Below are 26813 nucleotides of genomic sequence, written 5' to 3' on the forward strand. Positions count from 1 at the left end.
GTCGGTGTACCGATCGGACAGCGCGCCGGATCAGGTGTTCTGGGCTTCCCAGGTGAAGGTCAGCGCGGAGCTCTTGCCCATGGCGTTGTTGTCGTCCTGCAACGTCCAGACGAAGCGGAAGGTCTTGGTGGCGTTGGATCCACCCGTCGGCGCCCAGCTGGACACGCCGGTGGCGTAGCCGGTGCTCGCGGCGGCGAAGGCGTCCAGCGTCGCGCTGTGCAAGCTCGCGGTGGAGCTGAAGTCGGAGCAGTTGGCGTTCGCTCCGCTGCCCTCCTGCACGGTCAGGTCGAGGTACTGCCCCAAGCCGGTGTCGGTGTAGCTGGTGCCGTACAGCGTGACCGCGGCGTCGAGCGAGCCGGTGTAGGTGACGACGATGCACTTCGTGCCGGTGTCACCCGGCTTGAGGCCGGTCACCGAGAACATCGCGACATTGCTGTCGTTGTCGCTGATCGCCACGGATCCGGTCTGCCACGAGTTGACCCCGTTGGTCGTGGTGGCACTGAAGGCGGCATTGGACGCCTGGTACACGACGGCGCTGCTCGCGAGCAGCGCCAGCGGAACCAGGACAGCGATGCCCGGTCGGTGCCGCCGTCGGGTGCTGTGCTCGGCCATGTCGATCCTCCTCGGGGCCACGCGGTAGGCGTGTTGGGGCCCGTCGAGATGTGTCATCGGTCGATGGCGCGACGAAATGCAGTCCGGGGACGTGACGTTGTCGACGATCCATCGCAGCGACACCCGAATGGCCCAGCGCCGGCCGGCGCGAACCCTGACAGCCCGCCGTGTCGACCCTGTGAACCCGTGGCCACGGGGCGCCCGATGGAGCGGCGCCCGGTGACCTGGTTCGGCTGCCGAGCACGGCCCGAGACCCTCGGTGTCAGGTTCCCCCGAGAATTGGCGTACTTTGCCCGCGCGGGACGTGATGAACGGGCAGGCTGGGGGTGTACGAACGGTGCACTCGCGCAACTCGACAGCACCATGGGTGGAACGCAGGTTTGGCGAAGCGCGATCACATCCGGTGTGATGAAGGTCGTGGTGCACGAAAGGACCGTGGACGCTGCCCCACTGACGGGGTACTCGGTGGGCGACGTGGGAGAGAGCGTGGGAGATCGGTACGAGGTCATCCTCGTCACCTATCAGAGCCGGCCATTGGCCGAGGCTCTGCTCTCACGGCTCCCGGCTGACGTCCCGGTGGCCCTCGTCGACAACGCGCAGGGCGCCGATGGGATGGCCGAGCTGGCCGACGATCGTCCGCATGCGCGCTATCTGCCCGGACCCGGGCAGGGGTTCGCCAAGGCAGCCAACCTCGGGGCACGGACCTCCACCGCCGACTACCTGATCTTCGTCAACCCCGACAGTGGCCCGACCCTGGCGCAGCTCGAGACGATGGTCGAGGATCTCGAGGCGGATCCGCTGCTGGCCGCGGTCGGGGCCACCACGGTGCTGCCGGACGGGCGGGTCGAGCTCGGCGTGGGTGGCTGGGAGCCGACCACGATGCGGTGCCTGGTGCATGCGCTCGGGCTGCACCGGATCTTCCCCCGGGCCGGGGTCTACGCCCGCCCGGTGCCCGGCAAGCCACTGCAGTTGGAATGGCTCAGCGGAGCCTGCCTCGCGGTCCCGCGGGAGGATTTCCTGTCGCTCGGCGGTTTCGACGAGCGATTTTTCGTCTACAACGAGGACATGGCCTTCGGACGCCGCGCGCGCGAGGCGGGACGCACGCTGCGCCTGCGCACGGACATCCTCGTTCCCCACCTCGGCGGCGGCTCGGGCGAGGCCAAGACCCGCATGTTCCAGATGCGCGGCGCCTCGATGATCAAGTACGTGGCTGACCAGAACAGCCCGCTCGCCACCTCACTGATGCGCATCTCGCTCACCGTGGCCACGACCCTGCGCCTGATCCAGGCCCGGCTCGAGGGCCGCAAGGACCTGGCGCGAGCGCACGCCGCGTACCTGCGCGGGATGTGGCGCGGCGAGCCGGACATGTCGTGACGTTCACCGCCCACGACTCCGACGCCCACCCGGACCCCCACGCTGCCCCGGAGGTCTTCCGCTACCGCAGTGGCCCGTCACGCGGCGTCCTGATCGGACTGGTTGCCGCGCTCGTTCTGGTGCTGGGGCTGGGAGCGGGCGGTGCCTTCTACTGGACCCGGCTGCGCACCCCACCGATCCAGGCCGTCCCCACGGCGACCCCGAGCGCCGTCACCGGGTGGTCGAGCGGGGTCTGGACCGGTGGCACGTGGGGGGCGAAACGGGTCGCGGCCTTTGCCGGCTGGCGTGGATCGCCGGCCGACACCGCGGTGACCTACCCGGCCTACGGCACCTGGCAGGAGCTCGCCGAGAAGTCGGAATGGCACGTCAGTGTGTTCGACGGTTTCGCAGGCACCCTGGTCTACGGCCTGCCGCTGCTGCCCAAGGACGCCGCGCCCGGGGCGTTGGCCGAGGTGGCCGCGGGCCGACACGACTCGGCGTTCACCGCCGTCGCCGCCACGCTGGCCCGCCACCAACGGTCGAAGTCCGTGATCCGGGTGGGTCTGGAGGCCAACGGCGACTGGTTCCCCTGGGGGGCAGGCAAGCCGGAGAACACCCCCGAGTTGTTCAAGGCCGCCTTCCGTCGGGTGGCGACCCTGATGAAGGCCAAGCTGCCCGGGTGCACGATCGTGTTCGACATCAGTGCCGGTGCCGCCATCCACGGTCAGACCGACCGGCTCGACCCCCTCACCAAGCTCTACCCCGGTGACGACGTGGTGGACGTGATCGGGGTCGACCACTACGACCACTACCAACTCGTCGCCCCCACGCAGCAGCGCTTCGACCGGGCACTGAAGCCGGCCAAGGCCGCCGGTCTGCAGGACACCCTCGACTTCGCCCGCGCCCACCGCAAGCGCTTCGCGGTGCCCGAGTGGGGTCTGACCTCGACCGCCAAGCGCGGTGGCGGCGACAACGACTTCTTCATCTACGCCATGTACTCGTGGTTCGCCGCGAACTCGGCCGACCTGGCGTTCGAGAACTACTTCAACGAGCCCGAGGCCTACATCGGGTCCTCGATCTGGGACCAGGTGCAGAACCCGAGAGCAGCGGCCGAGTACCGAGCGCTGTGGGGTGCCCGGCCACGCCCGAAGGCGGCCCTCACGCCGTCGGGCTCGCCGAGCGCCGCGGGCTGAGCAGGTCCCCGATCCGGGCCAGGTTGGTCGGGGCGTCGAGCAACTCCCGCAGGTGGCGGCGTCCCGATCGGGCCAGTCGCCCGGCCAGGGTCGGGTCGTCCACCAGTCGCAGGACGGCGGCCGCGAACTCCTGCGGATCGTCGTGCACCTCGAGATCGACGCCCGCCTCGAGCGGCAGCCCCGCGGTGGCCAGGGAGGTGCTCACCAGGGGCAGCCCGGCGTCCAGGTAGTCGATCAACTTGATGTTCACCCCCGAGCCGGAGACCACCGGGTTGAGCGCCACGGAGGTGCGGTTCAGGTACGGGGTCAGATCGGGCACGTCGGCGAACAGCTCGACCCGCTCGGTCGCCGCCAGCCGTTGCCGCAGGGCCGGTGAGGGGCCGCGGCCGACGACGTCCAGCACCACCCGGGGGTGCTTCGCCAGGATGATCGGCCAGACCCGGCTCAGCAGCCAGTCGATGGCCCCGGTGTTGGTCGCCGTGTCCAGGCTGCCCAGGAACAGCAGCCGCGGCTCGGTGGCGGACGGCGTGCGTGCGGGGGGTGGGGCGTCGTCCCTGGCGTCCAGGCCGAGGGCGAACGGTGGCACGTGGACGACGTGGCGCGCCCCGGTGCCCGCGCGCCAGCGGGCATCGGCCAACGAGATGTCCGCCACGCCGTCGAGCCAGTCCGCCTGGTTCAGCCGCTGTTCGTGCCGGGCGATCCGCATCGCCTCCCAGCGCATCACCCAGCCGCGTGGTCCGGGGGTCTGCTCGGCCACCCGGCGGCTGTAGACGCTCTCGCGGTTGTGCTGGCGCAGCACGGCCGGCAGATCGAGCCCGCGGGCCAGGGCCTCGCCCAGATCGGCCGCCTTGAACGAGAAGACCACGATGCCGGTGGCGTCCGGCGCGAGGTCGCGGGCCCGGGCTACCAGCCAGGACGGCGCCGGGCGGGAGGCGACCACGTAGGGCTTGGTGGGGTGGGCCAGCCAGAGCGGGCTGGTTCGGCGGGGAGTCGACAGGATCGGCACGCCGGGCAGCAGCCGGTTGTAGTCTGACAACTCAACCGTGTCACCGTCGGGGAGCACCACCAGGGCGAGCAAGCCCTCCCGCGCGGCGGCGCGGACGAAACCGAGGTGCTCCTGCTCGCCGCCGTCCGTGGCAGGCAGGAACGGCGAGTCGGCAACCATGATCCAGCGCTGACCTTGCACGCCACCCTGTCCGTTCGTAGTGCCCCCGCACGTGAGTGCGGCTCGTACTGCCCGACCACGAGGGTCGTGATCAGCCCTCGTCAGTGAGGCTCCTAGTATGTCGGCTATGACCCCGCCGGATGAGGATCGCGCCCTGAGCGTCCACAACGGGCCGAAAATGCCCGGTGCCGGACCACCCACGGGCTCGACCCCGCTGCCCGCCGAGCCGCTGCCGGCCGAGAACCGCCGGCTGCCGAAGGCCGCCGCCCGTCCGGCGCCCGTGCTGGCGCTGCTGCGGGCGCGCTGGCCCTGGTTGGTGGTCGCCGCTCTGGTCGGCACCCTGGGCGGCCTGCTGCTGGGGGCAAATCAGACGTACCAGGCCACCGCCGTGCTGCGGGTGACCGGGGTCGGCGACCCGTTGCGGCTCAAGCAGGTCGGCCAGACCAACGAGGACGTCGCGGTGTCGCCACCGGTGATCGCCGCGGCGGCCACCGACCCCGACATCAAGGGCGTCGCGCCCGAAGACCTCGCCAAGCGGATCAAAGCGGTCTGGAAACTCGACACCGACCTGATCGAGATCACGGTCTCGAACACCTCGGGCCGACAGGCGGTCAAGGAGGCCAATGCGGTCTTGCGCGCCGTCATCAAGAAGGCCCAGACCGACAGTGAGCTGTTGAACCGCCAGGCGACCGAGCGCATCGGCAAGGAGATGGACAGCCCCCTGACGGGTCCCGCCGCCGCCGGCGAGCCCGATCGCCGGTCCGAGCTCGCCAAGGGCCTGGGTCAAGCGCTGACGGACAACGTCCTGTCCTCGTTGGCCGTGACCGCCGGCAGCAATGCGACCTCGTTCCTGCCGGCCGGCGCCTCGGGCCCGGTGGCCGCAGGCCTGGGTGGCGTCGGTGGCCTGTTGCTCGGTGGCCTGGCGGCCCTGGCCGTGGGTGCCGGACGACGCCGGGTGCGGACGCCGTCCGAGCTGCGGGCACTGGCCCCGGAGCTGACGTTGCGGGCCACCACCCAGGCCGGTGAGGTCGCGGGCCGGCTGCTCGAGTCGGGTCACTCGACGCTCGTCGTCCTCTCGCTGCCCTCCACGCCGTCCTCGGCGTCCCGGTTCGCGGCGGCGGTGGCCAACCACCTGCGTACCCACGGGTCGAGCGTGACCCTGGTGAACGCGATCGCGCTGGAGTCGGGCGACTCCTCGATGGCCCTGCCGGACGAGGTGTGGGTGCTGCGCCGTGACATCCGCCAGGACGTCAAGGCCTACTTCTCCACCGACGTGCTGGTGGTGGCCTGTACCGCCGAGCCCGAGGCGGTCGGCCTGATCTCGGGGCAGTCCGACCTGATGGCCGTGGTCGTGGCCAAGGAGGGCCGCTCCACCCTGCAGCAGGTCTGGGACACGGTGGCTGCCGTCGAGTCGGCCGAGCCGATTGTCGTGCTGGCTCCGTGACCTCGGTCGTCGCGGCCCCACCGTCGGCGGAGGTGGCGGTGATCCGGCCTCGCCGGGTCACCATGCTGCACCCGTGGCGTGGCCCGGCCCCTGATCCGCAGGCCGATCCCCTCGGCGCGCGGACGCTGCAACAGGCCACCGTGCGGTACATGGTGGGCCTGTTCGCGGCGATGGTGCTGTTGCAGCGGTTCTCGTCGATCGTGATCTCCGACGTGTCCATCCTGGTGGTGCTCGTGCCGGCCTGGGCGGGCTGGGGGCTGCTGCGGGGTCTGCTCGTCGTGGACCGGACCCGGTTGCTGCTCTGGATGGCGGCGACCGGCGCGGCTGCCCTGGTGGTGCCGGCGCAACAGCGGTTCGTCGCCGAGCCGCTGATCAGCATCACGGCTTGGGCGCTGTTGTTCGTGGTGTGGCTGCCGGCGGTGGCCGTGCTCAAGGACCGGCGACGCGAGACCTACGTGATGATGCTGCGCTGGATGGCCCGGATCGCCACCGCCCTGGCAGCCCTGTGTCTGGTCTTCATCGCCACCCAGTTGGTCGGCATCCCGTATCAGGACTACCTGGCCGAGGCGTTGCCCCCCCGGCTACTGATGCAGAACTTCGTCATCACCTACCCGATCGTCTACGGCTCCAACCTGTTCCGGGCCAATGCCTGGATCGGCCTGGAGCCCTCGTTCGTCTCGATGCAGCTCGGTCTCGGGCTGGTGGCCGGCTTCTTGTCCGGCGCCCGGCTGCGCACGCTGATCGTCATCGGCGGTGGTCTGGTGGCGGCGACCGCCGGGTCGGGGTTCGCCATCGCGGCCGTGGCGTTCGTGGTGATGCTCGGTTACCCGGTGCGGAACAACCTGGTGAAGTACCTGCCGTTGGCCGTCGGCGGCGTGATCGCCCTGGTGGCCACGCCCTTCGGGCAGTCGATCCTGAGCCGATTGACCGAGGCCGGTGAAGAGCAGTCCTCGACCAGCCTGCGCGGAATCCTGCCCTACTCCTACACCTGGCCGCGCTGGGTCTACGACCCGATGGCGGTGGTGTTCGGCCGTGGCCCGGGATCGTCGCAGAAGGTGGTGCTGGATTCCGGGATCATGGGCCTGCTCACCCCCAGCCCGGTGAAGATCTTCTTCGAGTACGGCGTCATCGTCGGCCTGGTGATCGCGGCGTGCATCCTGTTCACCTACGTGGGCGGACCCAGCCGTTCGTTGTCGGTAACCATGCTGGTCTCGCTGTGGATGCTCCAGCCCGGCACCACCACGATGATCGCCGTGTTGCCGTTGTTCATCACCACGACCTGGTGGGCACCCCGCTTCGAACCGGTGCTGGAGAGCGACAGCGAGACGTTCGCCACCGCGCGCGGTTGGCTGGAACGTGCCGGGCGGTGGCGACCGGGTCAGAGCATGCAGACCTGGCGCGTCGGACGACGTCGCGTCCGACCCGTCGACCCCGCTCCCCTCGACCACCGAGGAACCAGGTCGTGACCGCGATCAGCGTCGTGATGCCGGTGCTCAACGAGGAGCGCAGCGTCGACGGGGCGATTCGTTCGGTGCTGACCCAGACCTTCACCGATCTCGAGCTGCTGGTGCTCGACGGCGACTCCACCGACGGCACCGCGGCCATCGTGCACCAGATCGCCGAGGTCGACCCCCGGGTGCGATTGGTGCGCAACCCGCAGCGCACCATCCCCAGCGCGCTCAACATCGCGCTCGCGCAGGCGCAGGGGCGCTACATCGCCCGCGTGGACGGGCATGCTGCGGTCAGCGAGACCTACCTGGAGCGCGGGGCCGCGACGTTGGACGCGGATCCCCAGGTCGCGGCCGTGGGCGGCAAGCGGATCGGGGTGGCCCGCACATCGGCCGGCGTGGCAGTGGCCACCGCCTTGTCGAGCAAGTTCGGGGTGGGTGACTCGATCAACCACTACGCGACCGAACCGCAGGACACCGATCACGCCTCATTCGGCGTGTTCCGGGTGTCGGTGCTGCGCCCGCTCGGTGGCTGGGACGAGAACCTCCTGGTCAACGAGGACGTCGACCTCGATCACCGAATCCTGGCCCAGGGGCACCGGATCCGGTTCGACCCGGACATGTGCATCTACTGGCACGTGCGCGAATCCGTGCCCGCGCTCGCCCGGCAGTACCGCCGCTACGGCCGGGGCAAGGCGGCGATGGTGCTGAAGAACGGGTTGGGCGCCGTCCGGATTCGCCATCTGGCCCCACCCGCCCTGGTGGTGGCCCTGGCCCTGGCCGTGGTGTGCGCCGTGCTCGGCTGGTGGCCCCTGGCCGTGCTGCTGTCGCTGCCCTACGCCCTGGCGCTGATCGCCGCCGGTGTGCTCACGCTGCGCTCGGACATCCGCATCGAGCCGCCACCGGACACCCGGTCGGGCGGCGTCCGGACGGGTGATCCGACGGCGGCTGATCTCGGTTCCCGAGGCATCTCCGGGCCGGGCCCGAGCGCCGGACGCCGTGCCGGGCTGCCCCGGCTGCTGGGAGCGTTCATGGCCATGCACCTGGGGTGGGGGCTGGGCTTCCTCGAGGGCGCGTTGTTCCGGCTCCGGCCGGCGACCGCCAGTGCCCGGGTGCCCAGCCGAAAGACCCCGCAGGCGTCGTCCGCCTCGTCTGTGGCGTCGCCGGACGGTGACGCAGCCGCATCGGTCCGGCCGTCGAACCTGCAGGCCAGCGACCCGGATGCGGCCGATCAGGGTGGGCGGACGCCGTCCGGTCGATGATCGGCACGGGCACTGTGGTGCACCATGCCTGCTCAGGTCCGAGACGCCGTCGCACCTGTCGTCCGGTGGCAGGACGACGGTAGGCCTCCGGGTCGCCATGACCCGAACGGACGCCGGCCCCGGGCCGGGTCGGACCATGCCCCCCGGGTGATCACCGGGTTGTCGCGGCGGCGTCCGAACACCCCCTGCGGGCGGGTTCACGCTCTGTGGAGGAGGCCCTGGCACCCGGGGTGAATCCCGGGCGGCTCCCTTCAGCCGGTGCCTCGAACCCGCCGAACCCCATCACGTCGATTCGTCGCCTGATGGGGGTCACGATGAGTATCACCGTCCCACCCACCCGTACTCGCTTACGCCGCCTGGCCGTGAGCAGCGCCCTGGCCGCCAGTCTGGCGGCCGGTATCGCCGCCGGGCCCGCCCGGGCCGAGTCGTTGGCCGCTCCGCGTCTGGCGGCGGCACCCGCGGCCCTCGCCGCCGCACCGGCTGCAGCACCCGCCGCCGCCACGGCCGCCACGGCTGCGGTCGGTCGCAAGGCGCTGACCATGTACGGCAAGCCCCGCTCCGGGATGCTCTGGCACAGCGGCATCTGGACCGGCAACGGCATGTCCGCCGCCCGCACCCTGGCGGCCGAGAGTTGGGCGGGGCGGCGGTTCGACTTCACGACCGTCTACCCGAGCTACGGCACCTGGGCCGAGATGGCCGACAGCAGCTGGATCACCCGAGAGATGGCGGGCTGGAACGGCCGGCTGGTGGTGGGCCTGCCCTTGCTGCCCAACAACCGCAAGGGGCAGTGGGCGGATGTGACCTCGGGCAGGTACGACTACGTCTTCCGCCAGATCGCCCGTGACCTGAAGGCCGGGGGCCGCGGCGACGCGGCGATCCGCGTCGGCCTGGAGGCGAACGGCGACTGGTTCGCCTGGGGGGCCACGTACGCCACGGCTCCCAAGTTCCGCGCCGCATTCCAGCGCGTGGTGACCATCATGAACCGCGAGTCGCCGGGGTTGACCTTCTGGTTCGACACCTCGTCCGGGTTCGGGCTGCCGGGTCAGAAGACCCGGCTGGACGCTCTGAGCGTGCTCTACCCGGGTGACCGGTACGTGGACGGGATCTCGATGGACCACTACGACTTCTGGGAGCTCAAGGCCAACAACTCGTTGACGTTCTCGCGGGCGATGAAGCCCGTCAAGGGTCCGGGGCTCGGGGACGCCGTGGCCTTCGCCCGGTTGCACAAGAAGGGCTTTGCGGTGCCCGAGTGGGGCGTGCACGGTGCCTCGTTCGGCGGTGGGGACAACCCGTACTTCGTCGTGAAGATGCACCAGTTCTTCTATGCGAACCGGGACGTGCTGGTCTACGAGTGCTACTTCAACGAGCCGATGTCCTACATCAAGAACTCGCTGTTCTCGCCGGTGCAGATGCCGAAGTCGGCGGCGGTCTACAAGCGCTGGTTCTGACGGCCCCAACCGGGTGCCCACCGCGGCGTCACATCGCGGCAGGCATGATCACGTTGAAGATCACGTTGAGGGTTTCCGACGCGTTGCCGCAGACGAAACCCTCACCGTGATCTTCGATCTGACACGCAACCCTCACCGTGATCTTCAACGTGATCACTGGGGGCGAGGGGCGGCCTCAGCCCAGGCCGATGCCCTCGTACTGGGTGAAGGCGGCCTTGTCGAGCAGCCGTCGACCGTCGATCACGGGCACGTCCAGCCCGGCATCGGCCAGCACCTGCGCCAGCCCGGTGAACTCGGCCCAGCGGGTCACCAGCACCACGGCGTCCACCCCCTGGACGGCGTCCGGCAGCGAGCCGGCGAACCGCACCCGGTCGCCGAACACCGCGCGGGCGTTCTCGGTGGCCTCGGGGTCGTAGGCGACCACCTGTGCACCGGCGTCCAGCAGCTGCTCGGTGACCGGCAGCGCGGGCGACTCGCGGATGTCGTCGGTGTCGGGTTTGAAGGCCATGCCCAGGACGGCGATCCGCCGCCCGGCGAGCTCGGGCAGGCGGCGTTGCAACAGCTCGATCAGCCGCGACGGCTGCGCCTTGTTGGTCGCCAGGACGGCGTCCAGCACCGGCATCGCCTGACCGCGACTGCGGCCGTAGGCCACCAGGGCCTTGACGTCCTTGGGGAAGCACGAGCCGCCGAAGCCGCAGCCGGCCGCCAGGAACGACAGCAACCCCGGACGGACCCGTTGTCCGTCCCCGAGGATCGGCGAGAGCCGCTTGTCCAGGTGGACCCCCGCCATGGCATCGACCACGTCGACGCCCACCTCGGCGCAGAGGTTGCCGATCTCGTTGGAGAACGAGATCAGGGTGGCCAGCAAAGAGTTCGCCGTGTATTTGATCATCTCGGCGGTGTCGGTGTCGGTGCGCAGGGTGTCGGCAGCGGTGAAGGGTGCGTACAGGTCGGCCAGGGTGTCCTGCGAGCGCTGGTCGATGCCGCCGAACACGATGCGGTCGGGCGAGGAGAAGTCGACCACCGCATTGCCCTCGGCCAGGAACTCGGGGTTCATGCCGACGCCGAAGTCGGCGCCCGCCCGCTTGCCCGACGCCTGCTCGAGGATCGGCAGCACCACGGTGCGCGTCGTCCCGGGCACGACCGTGCTCTTGACCACGACCACGTGGTAGGAGTCCTTCTCGGCCAACGCCTTGCCGATCTGCTCGGCCGCGGTCTCGATGTAACTCAGATCGATCCGCTCGCCGTCGAACGGTGTCCCGACGGCGATCATCGTCAGGTCGCTGTCGAGTACCGCGGCGTGCAGGTCGGTGGTGGCGAACAGCGAGGTGCCACTGGTGCGGGCCAGGAGGTCCTCCAGGCCCGGCTCGTGGATCGGAGCCTTCGCGGAGCGGATCATCTCGACCTTGCGCTCGTCGATGTCGATACACGTCACCCGGTGGCCGATCTCGGCCAGGCCCACACCCGAGACCAGTCCGACGTAACCGGTGCCGACGATGCTGACCCGCATGTCAGTTCTCCTCGGCGCTGCGGTTGCCGGCGTACCAGATCAGCGACCGCCGCAGCCCCTCGTCCACGGTGACCGTCGGGTTGTAGTCCAGCTCGGTGCGCGCCTTGGTGATCACCGGGCAGCGCCGGTTCGGGTTGTCGGTGAGGTACTCCGCGTCGTCGCTGGTGCCCAGCACCACGGCGCCGTCCCAGGAGTACAGCTCCTTGGCCAGCGTGCCCACCCGCTGCGCCAGGTCGGCCATCGAGATCTCGGGGGTCTCGATGCCGATGTTGTACGACTCCCCGGCCCGGCCACGCACCAGGATCTTGTAGTAGCCGGCCACCGCGTCGGCGACGTAGCAGAAGGTGCGGGTGGGTGAGCCTGACGACAGCATCACGATGTCGTTGCCGTCCAGCACGTTGCGGCAGAAGTCCGGCAGTACCCGGCCATCGGTGATCTTCAACCCCGGGCCGTAGTTGTTGAACGGCCGGGCGATCGTGATCGGCAGGCCGTGCTGGCGCGCGAAGTTCACGCACAGCGTCTCGCCGTACCGCTTGGACTCGTCGTAGCAGGCGCGCGGTCCGGTGCAGGACACGTTGCCGCGGTAGGTCTCCGGCGTCGGGATGTGCTCCGGCGTGGGGTCACCGTAGATCTCGCTGGTGGAGTAGAACAGGAACCCCTTCATCGGCGTTCCGGCGTTCTTCTGGGCCAGGGCGTGGTCGAGCAGCTTGCGCAGCCCGTCGACGTTGGCGTCCATGGTCTCGATCGGGTGCAGCCGGTAGTACGTCGGCGAGGCGATCGACGCCGCGTGGATCACGTAGTCGACATGGCCCAGATCGGCGGGCAGCGGGTCGCGGATGTCCTGGGCGCGCAGCGTCAGGTTCGGCTCACCGCGCAGCTCGTCCAGCCAGGTGGGCACGCCGCGGGCGTAGGAGTCCCACACCTCGATCTCGATCGGCTCGCCCGACCCGGCGGCCCGCGCGCGCCGGTTGGCGTGCACGGCTCCCTGCACCAGGTAGTGACCCAGGAACCCGGCCCCGCCGATGATGAGCAGTCGCGAGCCGGCCAGCTCGGCGAACTCGGTGGCGGCCGAGTCGACGATGTGGTCGAGATCGGCGAGGACCACGTCGAGCGCGGCCTGCTGGGCATCGGAGGGAATGACGACACTCATGCGAACAACAATCCTTCGAGTCGGGTGACGGCGTGGGATGGGGCCCTACGCGGGGGTGATCGGGTACAGCTCGTCCTGCTCGGCGCGGAGCCGGTGGACCAGTGAGTCGGTGGGCAGCTCGACGTCCTCGTAGGTCAGCACCTGATCGCGGACGACGTCGCGCCGCAGCCGGCAGCCCTCGGCGATCCCCATGGGCAACAGGTGCTCGCGCCGCGAGACGTCGTAGTTCTCGCACTGGCCGTAGGTCAGGTATTCGCCGAGGCCGTCGAGCACGGTGCCGGCGGGGCTGTCGACCTTGGCGGTGGCCACCACGTCGACCACCGGACCGGCCACCGGGGCGACGACGGTGTCGCCGAACAGGGCCACCCGGGCCACCGAGATCGCGATCTCGAAGATCGTCAGGTGGTAGGGCACGTAGAAGGAGTACAGCGGCCCCTTGCCCAGCTTGCCGTAGTCCAGGTAGAGCTTCTGCGCCTCGTCCCGGGCCTCGGCCAGCACGTACACCCCGGGCGAGGGCTTGGAGCCCACCACGTACTCGACGATGCCGCCGCGTGCCCGCAGGTCGTCGAGGTCGTACCGGTCGACCAGGTCGTCCACATGACCGTCGTCGTCGATGCCGATCATGCCGCGCCGCGCCACGCCCATGCCGGTCGCGTTGGCCACCAGCGCCTGCTCGAAGCTGATCTTGGTGCCGTCCGCGAACGAGGTGACCATGGAGGGTGTCTGCCCCCAGGCCTTGGCGAAGCCTGCCTGGGTGGTGGGGTTGCGGTAGTGGTCCTGCAGCCCCTTGATGTTGCCCGCCACCCGAGGGATCAGCCCGAGCTGCTCGACGAACCGGATCAGGTTCAGCTGGACGCCGGGCTGGTCGCCGTCGCACCCGGTCAGGACGACGCCCGCGGCCTCGGCGCGGCGGCGCAGCAACGGCCCCACGGTGGCGTCGAGCTCGGCGTTCATCAGCACCATGTGCTTGCCGGACTCGATCATGGCCTGGGTGACGGCGGTGCCGTAGGCGACGTGCCCGGTGGCCTCGACGGCGGTGCCGATCAGACGCGACCCGGCGACCACCGCCGGATCGCTGGTGACCGCATGGCCGCGCGCCGCGACCACCTCGTCCAGGTGGGCGGCGTCGGCCACCACCACCGCGTCGTCCACGCCCGCCCGGTGGTAGGCGTCGAGGGCGGCCTCGGGGGTGCGGTTGCAGACCACCGGCACGCTCATGCCGGGGGTGTACCGCACCACCTGATTGACGATGCCGCGGCCCATGAACCCGGCACCGAACAGCGCGAACGGCACCGGGTCGTCGGCCTCGGCCCGCTGCTTCAGAGCGGAGTCGATGAGGATCATGCGTCGTCCCAGACCTTCCAGGGCGCTCTGCCCTCGTTCCAGGCGCGCTCGAGCACATCGCGGTCGCGCACCGTGTCCATGGGCTGCCAGAACCCGGGGTGCCGGAAGGCGTGCAGCTGCCCCTCGCGCGCCAGTCGGCGCAGCGGCTCCTGCTCCCAGGTGGTGGTGTCGTCGGCGATGTGGTCGATGACCTCGGGCTCGAGCACGAAGTACCCGCCGTTGATCCAGGCGCCGTCGCCGTCCGGCTTCTCCTGGAAGTGACTGACCGCCGTGTCCTCGCCGTGCAGCACCAGCGAACCGAAGCGCCCGGGTGGCTGGACGGCGGTCATGGTCGCGTGGCGTCCGTGGCGACGGTGGAAGGCGATCAGCTCATCGACCGGGACGTCGCTCACGCCGTCCCCGTAGGTGAAACAGAAGGTGCCGTCGAGGTGGTCGGCGACCCGGCGCAACCGCCCCCCGGTCATGCTGTGCAGCCCGGTGTCGACCAGCGTGACCCGCCACTTCTCGGTGCGGGCGTGGTGGGTGGTCACGATGCCCGAGCCCAGGTCGAACGTGACGTCGGAGGTGCGCAGCGTGTACGACGCGAACCAGTCCTTGATCACCTCTTGCTTGTAGCCGCAGCAGACCACGAAGTCGTCGATGCCGTAGGCGGCGTAGGTCTTCATGATGTGCCAGAGGATCGGATACCCGCCGATCTCCACCATGGGCTTGGGTCGCAGTGAGGTCTCTTCACTCAGTCGCGTCCCGAGCCCGCCGGCCAAGATGACCGCCTTCACCGATCGGCCCCCAATCTGCCCGCCGGACGTGGCGGCGTCCGTCCGCCACCGCAAGGCAGGCTATCGCCCGCGCGCGTCTGGTCCGAGCCGGACGACGGTGCTGCCCCCCTGGGTCGGGGATGAGCCGGGGATGGGCCGGGGATGGCGCGAGGGATGACCTCGAGCTCTGCCATGCATGACATTGCGTTGACTTGATGCAGCGAGCCGGAGGCGTGTGGTCGAATCCTGACGACTACGTCTCGTACAGTGGAGACTCGGCCAGAGAGTCACATACGGCCCCGAACGAGCCGGTGCAGGTGAGGGTAGCCACGTGCCGCCGGTGCTCGCGCGGGGTCATGAGGTAGGTCATCCCGAACAGGTCGCGAGTTTCTTGTGACACTTCACCGTCGCGGCGCGATAGTCGTGGTGACAGTTCGGGCGGTCGGGGCCAATCGGGTCGAGCCGGCCCGCGACAGCACACAGCGACAGGCAGGAAGGGCGAGGGCCGAGCCACCGTGAGCGAACCCACGCGCGAGAGCGCGGAGCCGGTGCGTAACGGTGCCCGGGGTCCGCTCCTCCCGGCGTTGTCGCAGGTGCTGCCGCCCGATCCCGACGAGAGCCCCGGCGAGAGCCGTCGGTTCAAATTGGTGCGTCTGGCCAGCTGGACCGCCATCGACCAGGTGCTGTCGGCCCTGACCAACACCATGCTCGCCATCGTCGTGGCGCACTACGTCGATGTGCCGGCCTTCGGCACCTTCGCGGTCGCGATCCTGGTGTTCAACGTGTGCATCGGCATCGAGCGGGCCCTGGTCGGGCAGCCGATGAGCATCCGGTACAGCAGCGCCACCGGAGCGCGGCTGGACTCGGGCCGGGCCCGGGCCTTCGGCACCGCCCTGGCTGTCGGGCTGATCGGGGCACTGGGCTGCATCGCCGTGGGCCTGGTGCTCGGCGGCCAGTTGGGGCCGGTTCTGGTCGCCACGGGTGCGGTGCTGCCGTTCCTGTTGTTGCAGGACGCCGCCCGATTGATCTTCTTCGCCCGGTCGCAGGCCAAACTGGCGGCCCTCAACGACGCCTTGTGGGCCGCGATCCAGTTCCCCGCCATCGTGGTGCTCGCCGCCATCACGCGCCCCACTCCGCCCGCGCTGGTGCTGGTGTGGGGGGCCTCCGCCGCCGTGTGTGTGGTGGTCGCGCTGGTGCAGTTGCGGGTGGTGCCCGACCTGCGGGGCGCGGCCAGCTGGCTGCGCGAACACCGCGATCTGTCGGGGTACCTGCTCGCCGAGTACCTCCTGGGTGCCGGGGCGTTCCAGGGCGGAATCCTGGCCGTGGGCGCGTTGGTGGGGGGCAAGGAGGGGCTGACCGTCGTCGGGGCCTTCAAGGCCGCGCAGGTGGTGCTGGGGCCGCTGAACATGCTCGGGACGGCGTTGCAGACCTTCGCGCTGCCCCAGCTGTCCAAGCGCACCGGGTGGACCAGCAGCCAGCGCACCCGCATCGCCTACCTCACCAGTCTGGCCATGGCCGCGATCGCCGTGCTCTACGGTTCCCTGCTGCTCCTGCTACCGGCGGCGGCCGGCCAGGCCATGTTCCGAGGCAACTGGGCCGAGGCCCTGGACGTGTTGCTGCCGATGATCGTCGGCAACGTCTTCTGGGGTCTGTGGCAGGGCCACACCCTGGTCATCTACGCCATGGGATTGGCCCGCCGAGCCTTCTGGATCATGGCCATCGAAGCGCCCCTGGTCTTTCCGTTCATGATCGGAGGGCTGTACCTCGGCGGCGCGCGGGGGGCCGCCTGGGGCCTCTGCCTGGATCAGGCGACATCCCTGCCCCTGTGGTTGTGGACCTTCCGGCGCGTGATGCGGGAGAGCGATCGCCACGAGACAGCGGCCCCGGCGTCGTCAGACCGGTTGACCGCCTCGTCCGGGTCGGGGGACTGACGGCGGGGTGATGGTGACCGCCCGCACCGCCGGGTAGGTCGCGAGCAGCTGCCCAGCGGGCATCAGGCGGTACCCGCCGGCGTGCAGCAGGTCGACGATGCGGGCCGTGACCTCGCCGCGAGAGAACGTGGGGGCCGGACGCTCCGGTGTGGCGTCGCCCGTCGTGTCGTGCAGCAGCAGGATGGCGCCGGGGTGTCCGGCGGTCACCGCGCGGGCGGCGACCGTCTCGGCCGGCTCCTGCAGCCAGTCCTGAGCCCACGCCGTCCAGAACACCACCTCGAGGCCGGCCAGCCGGGCGGCCAGGTACTGTGCCGGCCCCTGGATCCCGTAGGTGGGCCGATACAGCCGAACCGGCCGGCCGGTCACCTGCTCGAGGCGATGACGTCCCTGCCGGACGGCTCGCGCCGCCTCGCGCCAGGACACCGTGGTCAGCAGAGTGTGGTCGATGCCGTGAAGGCCGATCTCGTGCCCCTCGGCGAGCATGTCCCGCACCAGCTGAGGGTGACGCTCGGCCGCCTCGACCAGGACGAAGAACGTCGCCCGGACGTCGCGTTCGCGCAACTCCGCCAGGATCTCCCTGGTGCGCTCCGGGTCGGGACCGTCGTCGTAGGTCAGACCGATCACCGGGTCGTCGGTCAGCACCCGCATGGCCGAACTCAGCGGCAGCAGCAGCGGGCGACCCCAACGGATCAGCCGGTCGGGGTCGGGCAGGGCACGGGGGCCGGGTTCGTCGTGTCCCCCGAGGTCGCGGGCTCGCACCAACACCGGGGCCTCGGCGGGGCTGCGGCGCGCATCGGTCGACATTCCGCCAGGCTACGATACGGCGGCGCGAGCCCCGCTGGGGGGAGCCGGTGGGAGGGAACCGTGGACGCCGCCATCCGGCTCAGCGTGCTCATCGCCTGCCTGAACGCGCAGGAGACTCTCGGTGATCAGCTCGAGGCGCTCGCCGGCCAGCCGTGTCCGGTCCCCTGGGAACTGCTCGTCTGTGACAACGGGTCCACCGACGGCACCGCGGCGGTGGTCGAGCGGTATGCCGACCGGTTGCCCGTGCGCCTGGTCGATGCCGGTGCGCGGCGCGGCGCGGCGGCGGCGCGCAATGTCGGGGCCCGGCTGGCGCGGGGCGAGTGGCTGGCCTTCTGCGACGCCGACGACGTGGTGGCCGAGGACTGGCTGGCGACGGTGTGTGCCGCCCTGACCGATCACCGCTTCGTGGCCGGGCGATTCGACGGGGAGCGGTTGAACACCGCCCGAGCCCGTCGGTCACGTCCGCTGGACCAGCAGACCGGCCTGCAGGGAGGCTCCGACGGCACGTTGCCGCATGCCGGGGCGGGCAACATGGGCGTCCACCGCGCGGTGTTCCTGGCGGTCGGCGGGTTCGATCCGGCCGTGCCCTGTCTGGAGGACACCGACCTGTGCTGGCGGGTGCAACGCACCGGGGTGGAGCTGGTGTTCGTGCCCCGGCTGGTGGTGCACGTGCGGCTGCGTGCGACCTGGCAGGCGATGTATCGCCAAGGGGTGGACTACGGCCGGGCCCACGCCGACCTGCAGTCGCGCCACGCCCTATCGCCGTCCGCTGCCCCGGACGCCGCCGGGGCGGCCGGGGTGATCCGACGCCTGCGCGGCCTGGTCGCCGCCTGGTTCGGGACCCCGCCCAGTCTGGCTCGATTCGTGTGGCAATGGGGGTGGCACCGAGGGTTTCACGCCGCCACGGCGGCCTCTCGGAAGGGTCACGTTCCCTCGGGGCCGCCGCGATGACGTCCATCACGTTTGGTGCACCCTGGACCGCGCAGGCCCTGCTCATCCACGCGTGGATCACCCGATCTCGAGGACAGTGGAGGGGCGGGCGGTTACGCTCGGTGTGGCAAGTGGAGACCGTTCAGGGCGTGTAACCGCTGAACGCGCAGGTCGGACAGATGATGCGTCGACCGGGGTCGGCTGGTGTCCGAGGGAGACCGACGGGCATCGCTGGATGTGGGCGAGGAGACAGAGTGGGCACTACCGACAGGAATGTCGGGAGCAACGGACGACCGGCTCCAACGGGGGCCGACCGTCCGGTGACCATCGATCTGACCGAATCCGGCGTCACGTCGGCCGCAGGCACCATCAACGGGCAACGCGAGGCCCGATCCGGCGCCGAAGGGGTGCTGGGCACTCGCCTCGGCGCGGTGTTACCGGCGCCGGCCGCGCGTGCGGACGACATCGCCGAGCTCCCTGACCCACTCCCCGAGATCCCCCTGCCCGAGCCGGGCTCCGCACCGGTCCCCGAACCGCCCCGGTCGGCCCGCGCCCGTCGGCGCGAGGACTGGTTGGGCAGATACGGCGTCCAACCGCTCCTGGTCTCCGCCGACCTGGCGGCCGCCGTCCTGGGCGGGCTGCTCGCGAGCCTGCTCACCGGAAGCGGCATCGGCCGCGTCCACGTGCTCTTCGTGGGGGTGCTGCTCGGACTGCTGTCGATCGGGCACCTCTACCGGTCGCGGTTGTCGATGTCGATCCTCGACGACCTGCCCCGCCTGGTCGGGCGATGGCTGGCCGCGATCTCGATCACCATCCTGATCCAGGTGGCGTTCACCCGGCTGCGCTGGGACCTGGTGGTCGTCAAGTGGAACGTGGTCGCCGCCGCGGCCTGCACCCTGGGCTTCCTGATCGTGCTGCGGGCGATCGGGTACGGGGTGGTGCGCTCCCTGCGCCGCCAGCGGCGCGTCGTCCACCGCACGCTGATCCTGGGAGCGGGCCGGGTCGGCGCCCAGGTGGCCGACGTCCTGCTCGATCACCCCGAGTACGGACTGCACCCGATCGGCTTCCTGGACTCCGACCCCTGGCTCGGCCCCAAGGAGCTGCCGCTGCCGATCCTGGGCGGCACCGACTCGCTCTACCACGTGCTCACCGACCACGACGTGAACAACGTCGTGGTGGCCTTCGGCTCGATGCGCGAGTCGGCCATGGTCGATGTGATCCGTACCTGTGACCGGCTGGACACCGAGATCTTCCTGGTGCCCCGGCTGTTCGAACTCCACCACGTCAGCGAGGACATGGAGAGCGTGTGGGGGCTGCCGCTGGTGCGGTTGCGCCGAGCCGCCCGCCGCAGTCGTGGTTGGCGTGTCAAGCGACTGTTCGACATCACGCTCAGCTCGATCGCCCTGCTCCTGCTCTCGCCGATCATGCTGCTGGTGGCGATCGCCGTCCGGCTCGAGGGTGGGCCGGGGATCATCTTCCGTCAGGAGCGGGTCGGCGTCGACGGCCGCCGGTTCCAGGTGATGAAGTTCCGTTCGCTCAAGCCGGTGGACGAGACCGAGTCGCAGACCAACTGGAACATCTCCCACGACGATCGGCTCGGTCCGGTGGGCAAGTTCCTGCGCAAGTCCTCGATCGACGAGCTGCCGCAGCTGATCAACATCCTCAAGGGCGAGATGAGCATCGTCGGCCCGCGGCCCGAGCGGCCGCACTTCGTCGACCAGTTCTGCGAGGCCTACCCCCGGTACGTGGCACGGCACCGGGTACCGTCCGGCCTGACCGGCTGGGCACAGGTGCACGGCCTGCGGGGCGACACCTCGATCGCCGACCGCGCCCGGTTCGACAACTACTACATCGAGAACTGGTCGTTGTGGCTGGACGTCAAGATCGTCCTGCGCACGGTCGGCTCGGTGATCCGCGGCGACGGGGGCTGACCCGCTCGTGAAGTTCACCCCGACCGCCCTGGACGGTCCGGTGCTGGTCGAGCTCGACGTCCGCTCGGATGAGCGGGGCTTCTTCGCCCGCGCCTTCTGCCGCGAGGAGTTCACCGCTGCCGGGTTGGTACCTCCGGTCGAGCAGGCCAACCTGTCGTTGAACCACCGGGCCGGCACGGTGCGCGGCATGCACTACCAGCTCGACCCGGCCCCCGAGGCCAAGCTGGTGCGCTGCATCCGGGGGGCCATCGTGGACGTCGCGCTGGACGTGCGGGAGGACTCACCGACCCGCTGGCAGCACGTCGCGGTCGAACTGTCCGCGGCGAACCGGCTGGCCTTCTACGTGCCGCCCTACTTCGCCCACGGTTACCAGACGTTGGTCGACGACACCGAGGTGCTGTACCAGGTCAGCGCGCCGTACGCCCCGGACGCCGAGCGCGGCCTGCGCCCGGACGACCCGGCCCTGGGCATCGCCTGGCCGCTGCCGTTCAGCCTGATCAGCGACAAGGACCGCAGCTGGCCCCTCCTGCCCACCCCGCGGTGATCGGGTGATCCGTGCGCATCGCCACCACGTTCGGAGCACCTGATCACCGATCGTGAGATCGACTCACCCCCGGGGGCTATCAAAGCCGCGACGTCCGCATCCGATGCATGAACCATGGCGTCGTCGGGGACAGCGGCAGCCGCGACCAGGCACCTGCTGGCGCGCACCACGTACGGGCTGACGCCCAGTCTCGTCGCCACGGTCACCCCGGCTCGCCGTTCGGCCTGGCTGGCTGCTCAACTGCGACCGTCGAAGATCGCGGACCCGACCTGTGACGCCGTCCTGAAGCGGCTGCCCCGGTTGGCGTGGTCGACGCCCACGGTGCGTGCCGAGGTCGCGGCGGGCCGGATCGACAGCTGGGACGTCATGATGGACGTCTGTGTGGCGACCCTGGCCCGGGCCGTGTGGAGCACCCGGCAGCTGTTCGAGGTGATGGTCGAGTTCTGGTCGAACCACCTCAACATCACCTGCCCGTCCAGTGAGGTCTGGGACAACCGGCACCGCTACGACGTCGAGGTGATCCGGGCGCACACGTTCGGCCGGTATCGGGACATGCTGCGGGCCGCCATCGTGCACCCGGCGATGCTGATGTACCTCAACAACGCCTCCTCGACCAAGGACAACCCGAACGAGAACCTCGGCCGCGAGGTGCTCGAGTTGCACAGCGTCGGGGTGGACGGCGGCTACACCGAGCGCGACGTCAAACAGTCGGCGCTGATCCTGACCGGCTTGTCGACGAACTGGCAGACCGGGGCCTTCGTGTATCGCACCGTGGATCACCACGTCGGGCCGGTGCGGGTGATGGGCTTCAGCCACACCAACGCCGATCCGGACGGCCGGGCCGTGGTCGCCGCCTATCTCGGCTATCTCGCCACCCACCCCTCGACCGCCCGGCGGCTCTGCCACAAGCTCGCCGTCCGATTCGTCCGCGACGACCCGCCGAGGGCATTGGTCGATCGGCTGGTACGCGTCTACCTGGCGAACGACACGTCCATCGCCCCGGTGCTGGTGTCGCTGTTCTCCTCACCCGAGTTCGCGGCCTCGGCGGGCGCGAAGGTCCGCACGCCCTACGAGTCGATGCTGGCCACGGTGCGCGCCCTCGGCCTCACGCCCCCTACCTCGGGGACGGCGCCGCTGACCGAGCTCTACTGGGCCTGCTCGACGGTCGGCCAGCAGCCGTTGGCCTGGCCGCAGCCCGATGGGTTCCCGGACAACGCCGCCGCCTGGCAGTCCGCCGGCGGTGCCCTGTCGCGGTGGAACATGAACAACTCGCTGGCGAACGACTGGTGGCCCAAGGGATTTCGCCGACCTGCGCTGACCACGTTCGTGCCGAGTCCGTTGCCGGCGACGTACGGGGCACTGGTGGACGCCGTGGGCTGGCGGTTGCGTCAGGTCGGCGTCACCTCGATCGAGCGGACGGCGATCTGTGCCTTCTTCGGCGCCACGCCCACAACCCGATTGCGTGTCGGCAGCGAGGTTCTCACCTGGCGCCTGGGGCAGTTGCTGGCGCTGTTGCTGAACACCCCGACCCAGGCCCTGCGGTGAGGTGGTCATGACCGACGCTCGATGCCCGGGGTGCCATTCAGTGGAGCCGAACGCCGAAGGCGTTGTCGCACGAGGGATCTCACGCCGATCGATGGTGCGGGCCACCGGCGCCGCCGGGGCACTGGGCCTCGCGGCCTCGGTGGCTGATTCGCCGCTGAGCCGGCTGCTGTTCGATGCGCCGGGCCTCGCCTCGGCCGCAGCCTCGGCCGCCGGTGATGTGCTGGTGGTGCTCAGTCTGCGAGGTGGTTTCGACGGGCTGAGTGCCGTCGTCCCCCGGGCGGACGCCGACTATGTCCGACTGCGGCCGAGCGTCGGCATCCCGACGGGGCACCTGCTCGCCGGTGACAACCGGTTCGGGTTGCACCCGGCGTTGGCCCCGCTGGTTCCGTTCTGGCAGAGCGGAACCTTCGGTGCGGTGCACGCGGTCGGTCAGGTCGAGCCGTCCCGCTCGCACTTCTCCGCCATGGCCGAGTTGCACCGGGCCGCACCGGGTTCGTCGCTGCGCACCGGCTGGCTCGATCGCATGCTCGGGGTGAGCCCGGCCACCTCGGTGTTCCGGGCCACCCAGATCGGTCAGATCGGGCTGTTGGCCTCGCTCACGGGGCCGAATCCCGAGCTGGTGATGTCGTCCATCGCCGACTTCACGCTCAACGGCGCCTGGAACGCCACCGAGGAGAAGCGCTGGCGCACAGCACTGTCGGCCATGCATCGGGGGGCGCCGGCCACGATCGCGGGACCGGCCGGCAACGCCCTCGGGGCCGTTGCCACCACTGCGGTGCTGAAGACGGCGGGGTACACCCCGGCCCACGGTGCGATCTACCCGACCGGAGAACTGGGCGAGTCGATGCGTGACCTGGCCCAGTTGATCAAGTCCGGTGTGGGGCTGCGCATCGCGTGTCTCGACTTCGGCGAGTGGGACTTCCATGCCGAGATGGGCACGGTGGACTCGGGTAGGCAGAGGGACAAACTGGCCGAGCTCGCCGCCGCGATGGCTGCCTTCGCCACCGATCTCGGGTCGGCGCTGATGGCCAACGTCGTCGTGGCCACTCTCTCGGAGTTCGGTCGTCGGGTAGCCGAGAACGGCAGCGGCGGGACCGATCACGGCCTGGGCAACGCCGTCCTGCTGCTGGGTGGGGGAGTGGTCGGCGGCCAGGTGCACGGCCGGTGGCCGGGGCTGGCCACCGAGGCCCTCGCGGACGGCGACCTGGCGGTCACCACCGACTACCGGCTGATCCTGCGCGAGATCCTCACCGAACGCTGTCTGGTGAGCGCCCCCGACACGGTCTTCCCCGGCCTGACCGGCACCTCGCTGGGCGTGACCCGACCCCGAACCTGATCGCGAGCGTGTCGTCCCCGATGTCGCCGGCGGGCCGATTCCGCTGCATCACGAGATGACCCGGTCGATACACTCACGCGATGCGGTCGGTGCTGTGGCGAAACATGTCGATCGCGCTCGGCCTGACGCTCGCCGCCTCGGTGGCCGTGAACGTGAGGACCTATTCGATGGTTCGCGAGTACTATCGCGAGCTCAACGAGGTACGGCTGAATCCCATCGGCGCTCGGAATTTCGATCGTGAGCCGGTCGTGCCGTCGGGGCGCGCGATCGCCGTGCTCTTCGGCGATTCCAGGGCGGCACAGTGGCAGCCGCTGCCCGACGTGCCAGACCTGACCTTCGTCAATCGCGGAATCGGTTCACAGACCTCCGAACAGGCACTGTTGCGCTTCGACGAACACGTTGCCCCACTGCGCCCCGAGGTGGTGATCATCGAGATCGGAGTGAACGACCTCAAGGCAGTGGGCATGCTCCCGCAGCGACGATCGGAGATCGTCTCCGCACTGAAGGCCAACATCACCGAAATGCTCCGACAAGCGCGAGTTCTCGGAGCGCACGTCGTGCTGATGACCGTGATCCCACCGGGGAATCTCCCCCTGGAACGCCGTCTCGTCTGGTCCGACGAGATCGATGTCGCGCTGGTCGAGGTGAACCAGTGGATTCGATCGCAGGCAACGGACGGGGTTGTCGTGTTCGACGCCGACCCGATACTCACCGGTCCGGACGGCACCACGAAGCAGCGGTATCAGCGGGATTTCCTTCACCTCAACGGTGAAGGCTATGAGCACCTGTCGGCGGGATTGGCTCCTCTGCTGTAGCCGCTCCAGCAGGTGAGCAGCCCGCGGTGGCGCGGCCGATCGTGGCAGGCTGGAGGTCATGCCACCCCGTCGGCGCGTCGATCCCGCAGCCGGGCTCGCCGCCGTCCGGGCCTGGGTCGCGGCCGGCGGCGACGTCGACCGCACGACGCTGGCGACCGCCGTCCGGTTCACGTTGGAGGAGCTCGCGGCGCGCCACCCCGGCCGCAGCTGTGAGATCCGGGTGCCGCCGTTCGGCGTCGTCCAGGCGATCGACGGCCCGCGGCACACCCGGGGCACCCCGCCGAACGTCGTCGAGACGGACGCCGCCTGCTGGCTCGAGCTGGCCACCGGCGCGCTGGACTGGCCGGCGGCGGCCTCGGCCGGCCGGCTGCGGGCCAGTGGCTCGCGCAGTGACCTGAGCGCGGCTCTGCCGGTGGTCACGGTGCGGGGTTAGGCTCGTCCGGTGAGCCAGAACGAACCACCCGTCGACGACACCGGCGAGTCCAGCGAATCCACCGGGGCCATCGAGCACGAGGCGGTCGGCCCCCCGGACGACGTCCCGGCCGGGTCGGTGCAGGTGCAGCTGCGCCGGGCGCCACGGTTCGTGCCGTTCATGATCACCGGCGCTGTGATCGGGGTGCTGATCGCCCTGCTCGCCGTCCTGCTGCGGCGCCTCCCGGATCAGGAGACGGAGGTCAGTGCCCGGGCGGTGGTCGGGTATCTGGGATCGATCGGTGCGTTGCTCGGCGGCCTGGCCGGGGCGGGCCTGGCGGTGCTGCTCGACCGGCGCAGCGCGCCACCGGCACCCGGGCCGCGCTGAGGCGTGTGGGAGACTTCCTCTCGTGTGCGGTGTCTTCGGGGTTTGGGCCCCGGGCGAAGAAGTCGCAAAACTCACCTATTACGGGCTCTACGCTCTCCAGCACCGCGGCCAAGAGGCCGCCGGTATCGCTGTCAGCAACGGCCACCAGATCTTGGTCTACAAGGACGTCGGACTGGTCGCCCAGGTCTTCGACGAATCGGCCCTGCGCTCACTGGCCGGGCAGATCGCCGTCGGGCACTGCCGGTACTCCACCACCGGTGGGTCGACCTGGCAGAACGCCCAGCCCACGCTCGGTGCCACCGACAGCGGCACCGTGGCCCTGGCCCACAACGGCAACCTGGTCAACACCTTCGAGCTGCGCGACTGGCTGACCCAGCGCACGGGTGAGGGTGCCGACTCCGGCGAACTCGCCCGGGGCAACACCACCGACACCGCGCTGATCACCGCCCTGCTGGCCGGCGCCGGGCAGAACTCGCTGGAGGCCACGGCGCTCGAGGTGCTGCCCCACCTGCGCGGCGCGTTCAGCCTGGTCTTCATGGACGAGCACACCTTGTACGCCGCCCGCGACCCGTACGGCATCCACCCGCTCGTGCTCGGCCGGCTCGACAAGGGCTGGGTGGTGGCGAGCGAGACCGCCGGACTCGACATCGTCGGGGCCTCGGTGGTGCGTGAAGTGGAGCCCGGCGAGATGGTCGCCATCGACGAGAACGGGGTGCGCTCGACCCGGTTCTCCCCGGCCACCGCCACCGGCTGCTGCTTCGAGTACGTCTACCTGGCCCGTCCGGACACCTCGATCGTGGGTCAGTCGGTGCACGCCTCGCGCGTGGCGATGGGGCGGCGGCTGGCCGTGGAGCACCCCGTCGAGGCCGACCTGGTGATCCCGGTGCCCGAGTCGGGCACCCCGGCGGCGGTCGGGTACGCCCAGGCCTCGGGCATCCCTTACGGCCAGGGCCTGGTCAAGAACGCCTATGTCGGGCGCACGTTCATCCAGCCCAGCCAGACCATCCGTCAGCTCGGGATCCGCCTGAAGCTCAACCCGCTGCGTGAGGTGATCGCGGGCAAGCGCCTCGTGGTGGTCGACGACTCGATCGTGCGGGGCAACACCCAGCGGGCGCTGGTGCGGATGCTGCGGGAGGCGGGGGCGGCCGAGGTGCACGTCCGCATCTCGAGTGCCCCGGTGACCTGGCCCTGCTTCTACGGGATCGACTTCGCCACCCGCGCCGAGCTGGTCGCCAGCGGCCTGACGGTCGAGGAGGTGCGGGTCAGCATCGGTGCCGATTCGCTCGGGTACATCTCGCTGGACGGCATGGTGAACGCCACGGGGCAACCTCGGGCTCAGCTCTGCACGGCCTGCTTCACCGGTGAGTACCCGGTGCCGCTGTCCGACGAGGTACTGCTCGGCAAGCGCGCCCTGGAACAGCCCGAGTTGCCCCTGAGCATCGTCCCGTGAGACGTGCCACGGTCACCCTCGCCCTGTCGCGCGCCCCGGCGGCG

General features: G+C 70.3%; 23 protein-coding genes. 16 read left to right on the forward strand and 7 right to left on the reverse strand.

The window, feature by feature from the left end:
- Positions 1–30: 30 nt before the first annotated feature.
- Positions 31–612 (reverse strand): hypothetical protein, encoded by a 582-nt coding sequence (locus IPK24_03450; protein ID MBK8074629.1) that lies wholly within the window; start codon positions 610–612, stop codon positions 31–33.
- Positions 613–1020: 408 nt separating this feature from the next.
- On the opposite strand from IPK24_03450, the gene IPK24_03455 reads away from it, so the two are divergent.
- Together IPK24_03455 and IPK24_03460 are read left to right on the forward strand one after the other, a co-directional pair.
- Positions 1021–1986: a glycosyltransferase family 2 protein gene (locus IPK24_03455; protein ID MBK8074630.1), complete on the forward strand. Its 966-nt coding sequence runs from the start codon at positions 1021–1023 to the stop codon at positions 1984–1986.
- The gene (locus tag IPK24_03460; protein MBK8074631.1) at positions 1983–3158 is read left to right on the forward strand and encodes a hypothetical protein; all 1176 of its coding nucleotides are present in this window, start codon (positions 1983–1985) and stop codon (positions 3156–3158) included. The genes IPK24_03455 and IPK24_03460 overlap by 4 nt, the downstream gene beginning before the upstream one ends.
- Here the strand turns inward: IPK24_03460 and IPK24_03465 are convergent.
- Positions 3124–4323 (reverse strand): glycosyltransferase, encoded by a 1200-nt coding sequence (locus IPK24_03465; GenBank protein MBK8074632.1) that lies wholly within the window; start codon positions 4321–4323, stop codon positions 3124–3126. The two genes, IPK24_03460 and IPK24_03465, sit on opposite strands and share 35 nt — an antisense overlap.
- A 127-nt stretch (positions 4324–4450) precedes the next feature.
- Here IPK24_03465 and IPK24_03470 point away from each other — a divergent pair, with 127 nt between their 5' ends.
- The 4 genes from IPK24_03470 (at position 4451) to IPK24_03485 (ending at position 9925) form a co-directional block, all read left to right on the forward strand.
- Complete coding sequence (locus IPK24_03470; protein MBK8074633.1) at positions 4451–5767, forward strand: hypothetical protein; 1317 nt, start codon at positions 4451–4453, stop codon at positions 5765–5767.
- Positions 5764–7233 carry a hypothetical protein gene (locus IPK24_03475; protein ID MBK8074634.1) on the forward strand — a complete coding sequence of 490 codons (1470 nt, stop codon included), beginning with the start codon at positions 5764–5766 and terminating at the stop codon, positions 7231–7233. Before IPK24_03470 ends, IPK24_03475 begins: the two co-directional genes overlap by 4 nt.
- A 17-nt stretch (positions 7234–7250) precedes the next feature.
- Complete coding sequence (locus IPK24_03480; protein ID MBK8074635.1) at positions 7251–8477, forward strand: glycosyltransferase family 2 protein; 1227 nt, start codon at positions 7251–7253, stop codon at positions 8475–8477.
- A 314-nt stretch (positions 8478–8791) separates the two neighbouring features.
- Positions 8792–9925 (forward strand): hypothetical protein, encoded by a 1134-nt coding sequence (locus IPK24_03485; protein MBK8074636.1) that lies wholly within the window; start codon positions 8792–8794, stop codon positions 9923–9925.
- Positions 9926–10100: 175 nt separating this feature from the next.
- Here IPK24_03485 and IPK24_03490 read toward each other — a convergent pair whose 3' ends face one another.
- From IPK24_03490 to rfbF, 4 genes are read right to left on the reverse strand one after another with little or no spacing between them, the layout of a single operon-like run.
- On the reverse strand, positions 10101–11435 hold the full coding sequence (locus tag IPK24_03490) for a UDP-glucose/GDP-mannose dehydrogenase family protein (protein MBK8074637.1): 1335 nt from the start codon (positions 11433–11435) through the stop codon (positions 10101–10103).
- A gap of 1 nt (position 11436) precedes the next feature.
- On the reverse strand, positions 11437–12585 hold the full coding sequence (locus IPK24_03495) for an NAD-dependent epimerase/dehydratase family protein (protein MBK8074638.1): 1149 nt from the start codon (positions 12583–12585) through the stop codon (positions 11437–11439).
- A 45-nt stretch (positions 12586–12630) separates the two neighbouring features.
- Positions 12631–13929 carry an NAD(P)-dependent oxidoreductase gene (locus IPK24_03500; GenBank protein ID MBK8074639.1) on the reverse strand — a complete coding sequence of 433 codons (1299 nt, stop codon included), beginning with the start codon at positions 13927–13929 and terminating at the stop codon, positions 12631–12633.
- Positions 13926–14705, reverse strand: coding sequence for a glucose-1-phosphate cytidylyltransferase (rfbF, locus tag IPK24_03505; GenBank protein MBK8074640.1), 780 nt, complete (start codon positions 14703–14705; stop codon positions 13926–13928). Before rfbF ends, IPK24_03500 begins: the two co-directional genes overlap by 4 nt.
- A gap of 494 nt (positions 14706–15199) precedes the next feature.
- Here rfbF and IPK24_03510 point away from each other — a divergent pair, with 494 nt between their 5' ends.
- A complete protein-coding gene (locus tag IPK24_03510) occupies positions 15200–16615 on the forward strand; it encodes a hypothetical protein (protein ID MBK8074641.1) in 1416 nt (471 codons plus the stop codon).
- Here IPK24_03510 and IPK24_03515 read toward each other — a convergent pair.
- Positions 16577–17419, reverse strand: a complete 843-nt coding sequence (locus IPK24_03515; protein ID MBK8074642.1) for a polysaccharide deacetylase family protein — start codon at positions 17417–17419, stop codon at positions 16577–16579. The genes IPK24_03510 and IPK24_03515 overlap by 39 nt on opposite strands.
- A 60-nt stretch (positions 17420–17479) precedes the next feature.
- Here IPK24_03515 and IPK24_03520 point away from each other — a divergent pair, with 60 nt between their 5' ends.
- The 9 genes from IPK24_03520 (at position 17480) to IPK24_03560 (ending at position 26769) form a co-directional block, all read left to right on the forward strand.
- Positions 17480–18370 (forward strand): glycosyltransferase, encoded by an 891-nt coding sequence (locus tag IPK24_03520; GenBank protein MBK8074643.1) that lies wholly within the window; start codon positions 17480–17482, stop codon positions 18368–18370.
- 299 nt (positions 18371–18669) lie between these two features.
- Positions 18670–20280 carry a sugar transferase gene (locus IPK24_03525; GenBank protein ID MBK8074644.1) on the forward strand — a complete coding sequence of 537 codons (1611 nt, stop codon included), beginning with the start codon at positions 18670–18672 and terminating at the stop codon, positions 20278–20280.
- A 7-nt stretch (positions 20281–20287) separates the two neighbouring features.
- The gene (gene rfbC, locus IPK24_03530; protein ID MBK8074645.1) at positions 20288–20824 is read left to right on the forward strand and encodes a dTDP-4-dehydrorhamnose 3,5-epimerase; all 537 of its coding nucleotides are present in this window, start codon (positions 20288–20290) and stop codon (positions 20822–20824) included.
- A 114-nt stretch (positions 20825–20938) separates the two neighbouring features.
- Entirely contained in the window at positions 20939–22369 is a 1431-nt protein-coding gene (locus tag IPK24_03535) for a DUF1800 domain-containing protein (protein ID MBK8074646.1), read from the forward strand.
- Positions 22370–22376: 7 nt separating this feature from the next.
- Positions 22377–23705 (forward strand): DUF1501 domain-containing protein, encoded by a 1329-nt coding sequence (locus IPK24_03540; GenBank protein ID MBK8074647.1) that lies wholly within the window; start codon positions 22377–22379, stop codon positions 23703–23705.
- A gap of 80 nt (positions 23706–23785) precedes the next feature.
- Complete coding sequence (locus tag IPK24_03545) at positions 23786–24520, forward strand: SGNH/GDSL hydrolase family protein (protein ID MBK8074648.1); 735 nt, start codon at positions 23786–23788, stop codon at positions 24518–24520.
- 58 nt (positions 24521–24578) lie between these two features.
- Positions 24579–24953, forward strand: a complete 375-nt coding sequence (locus tag IPK24_03550) for a hypothetical protein (protein ID MBK8074649.1) — start codon at positions 24579–24581, stop codon at positions 24951–24953.
- A 9-nt stretch (positions 24954–24962) separates the two neighbouring features.
- Positions 24963–25319: a hypothetical protein gene (locus IPK24_03555; GenBank protein ID MBK8074650.1), complete on the forward strand. Its 357-nt coding sequence runs from the start codon at positions 24963–24965 to the stop codon at positions 25317–25319.
- 22 nt (positions 25320–25341) lie between these two features.
- The gene (locus IPK24_03560; GenBank protein MBK8074651.1) at positions 25342–26769 is read left to right on the forward strand and encodes an amidophosphoribosyltransferase; all 1428 of its coding nucleotides are present in this window, start codon (positions 25342–25344) and stop codon (positions 26767–26769) included.
- Positions 26770–26813: the final 44 nt, after the last annotated feature.

It is taken from the genome of Kineosporiaceae bacterium, assembly GCA_016713225.1.
Lineage (GTDB): Bacteria > Actinomycetota > Actinomycetes > Actinomycetales > Kineosporiaceae > JADJPO01.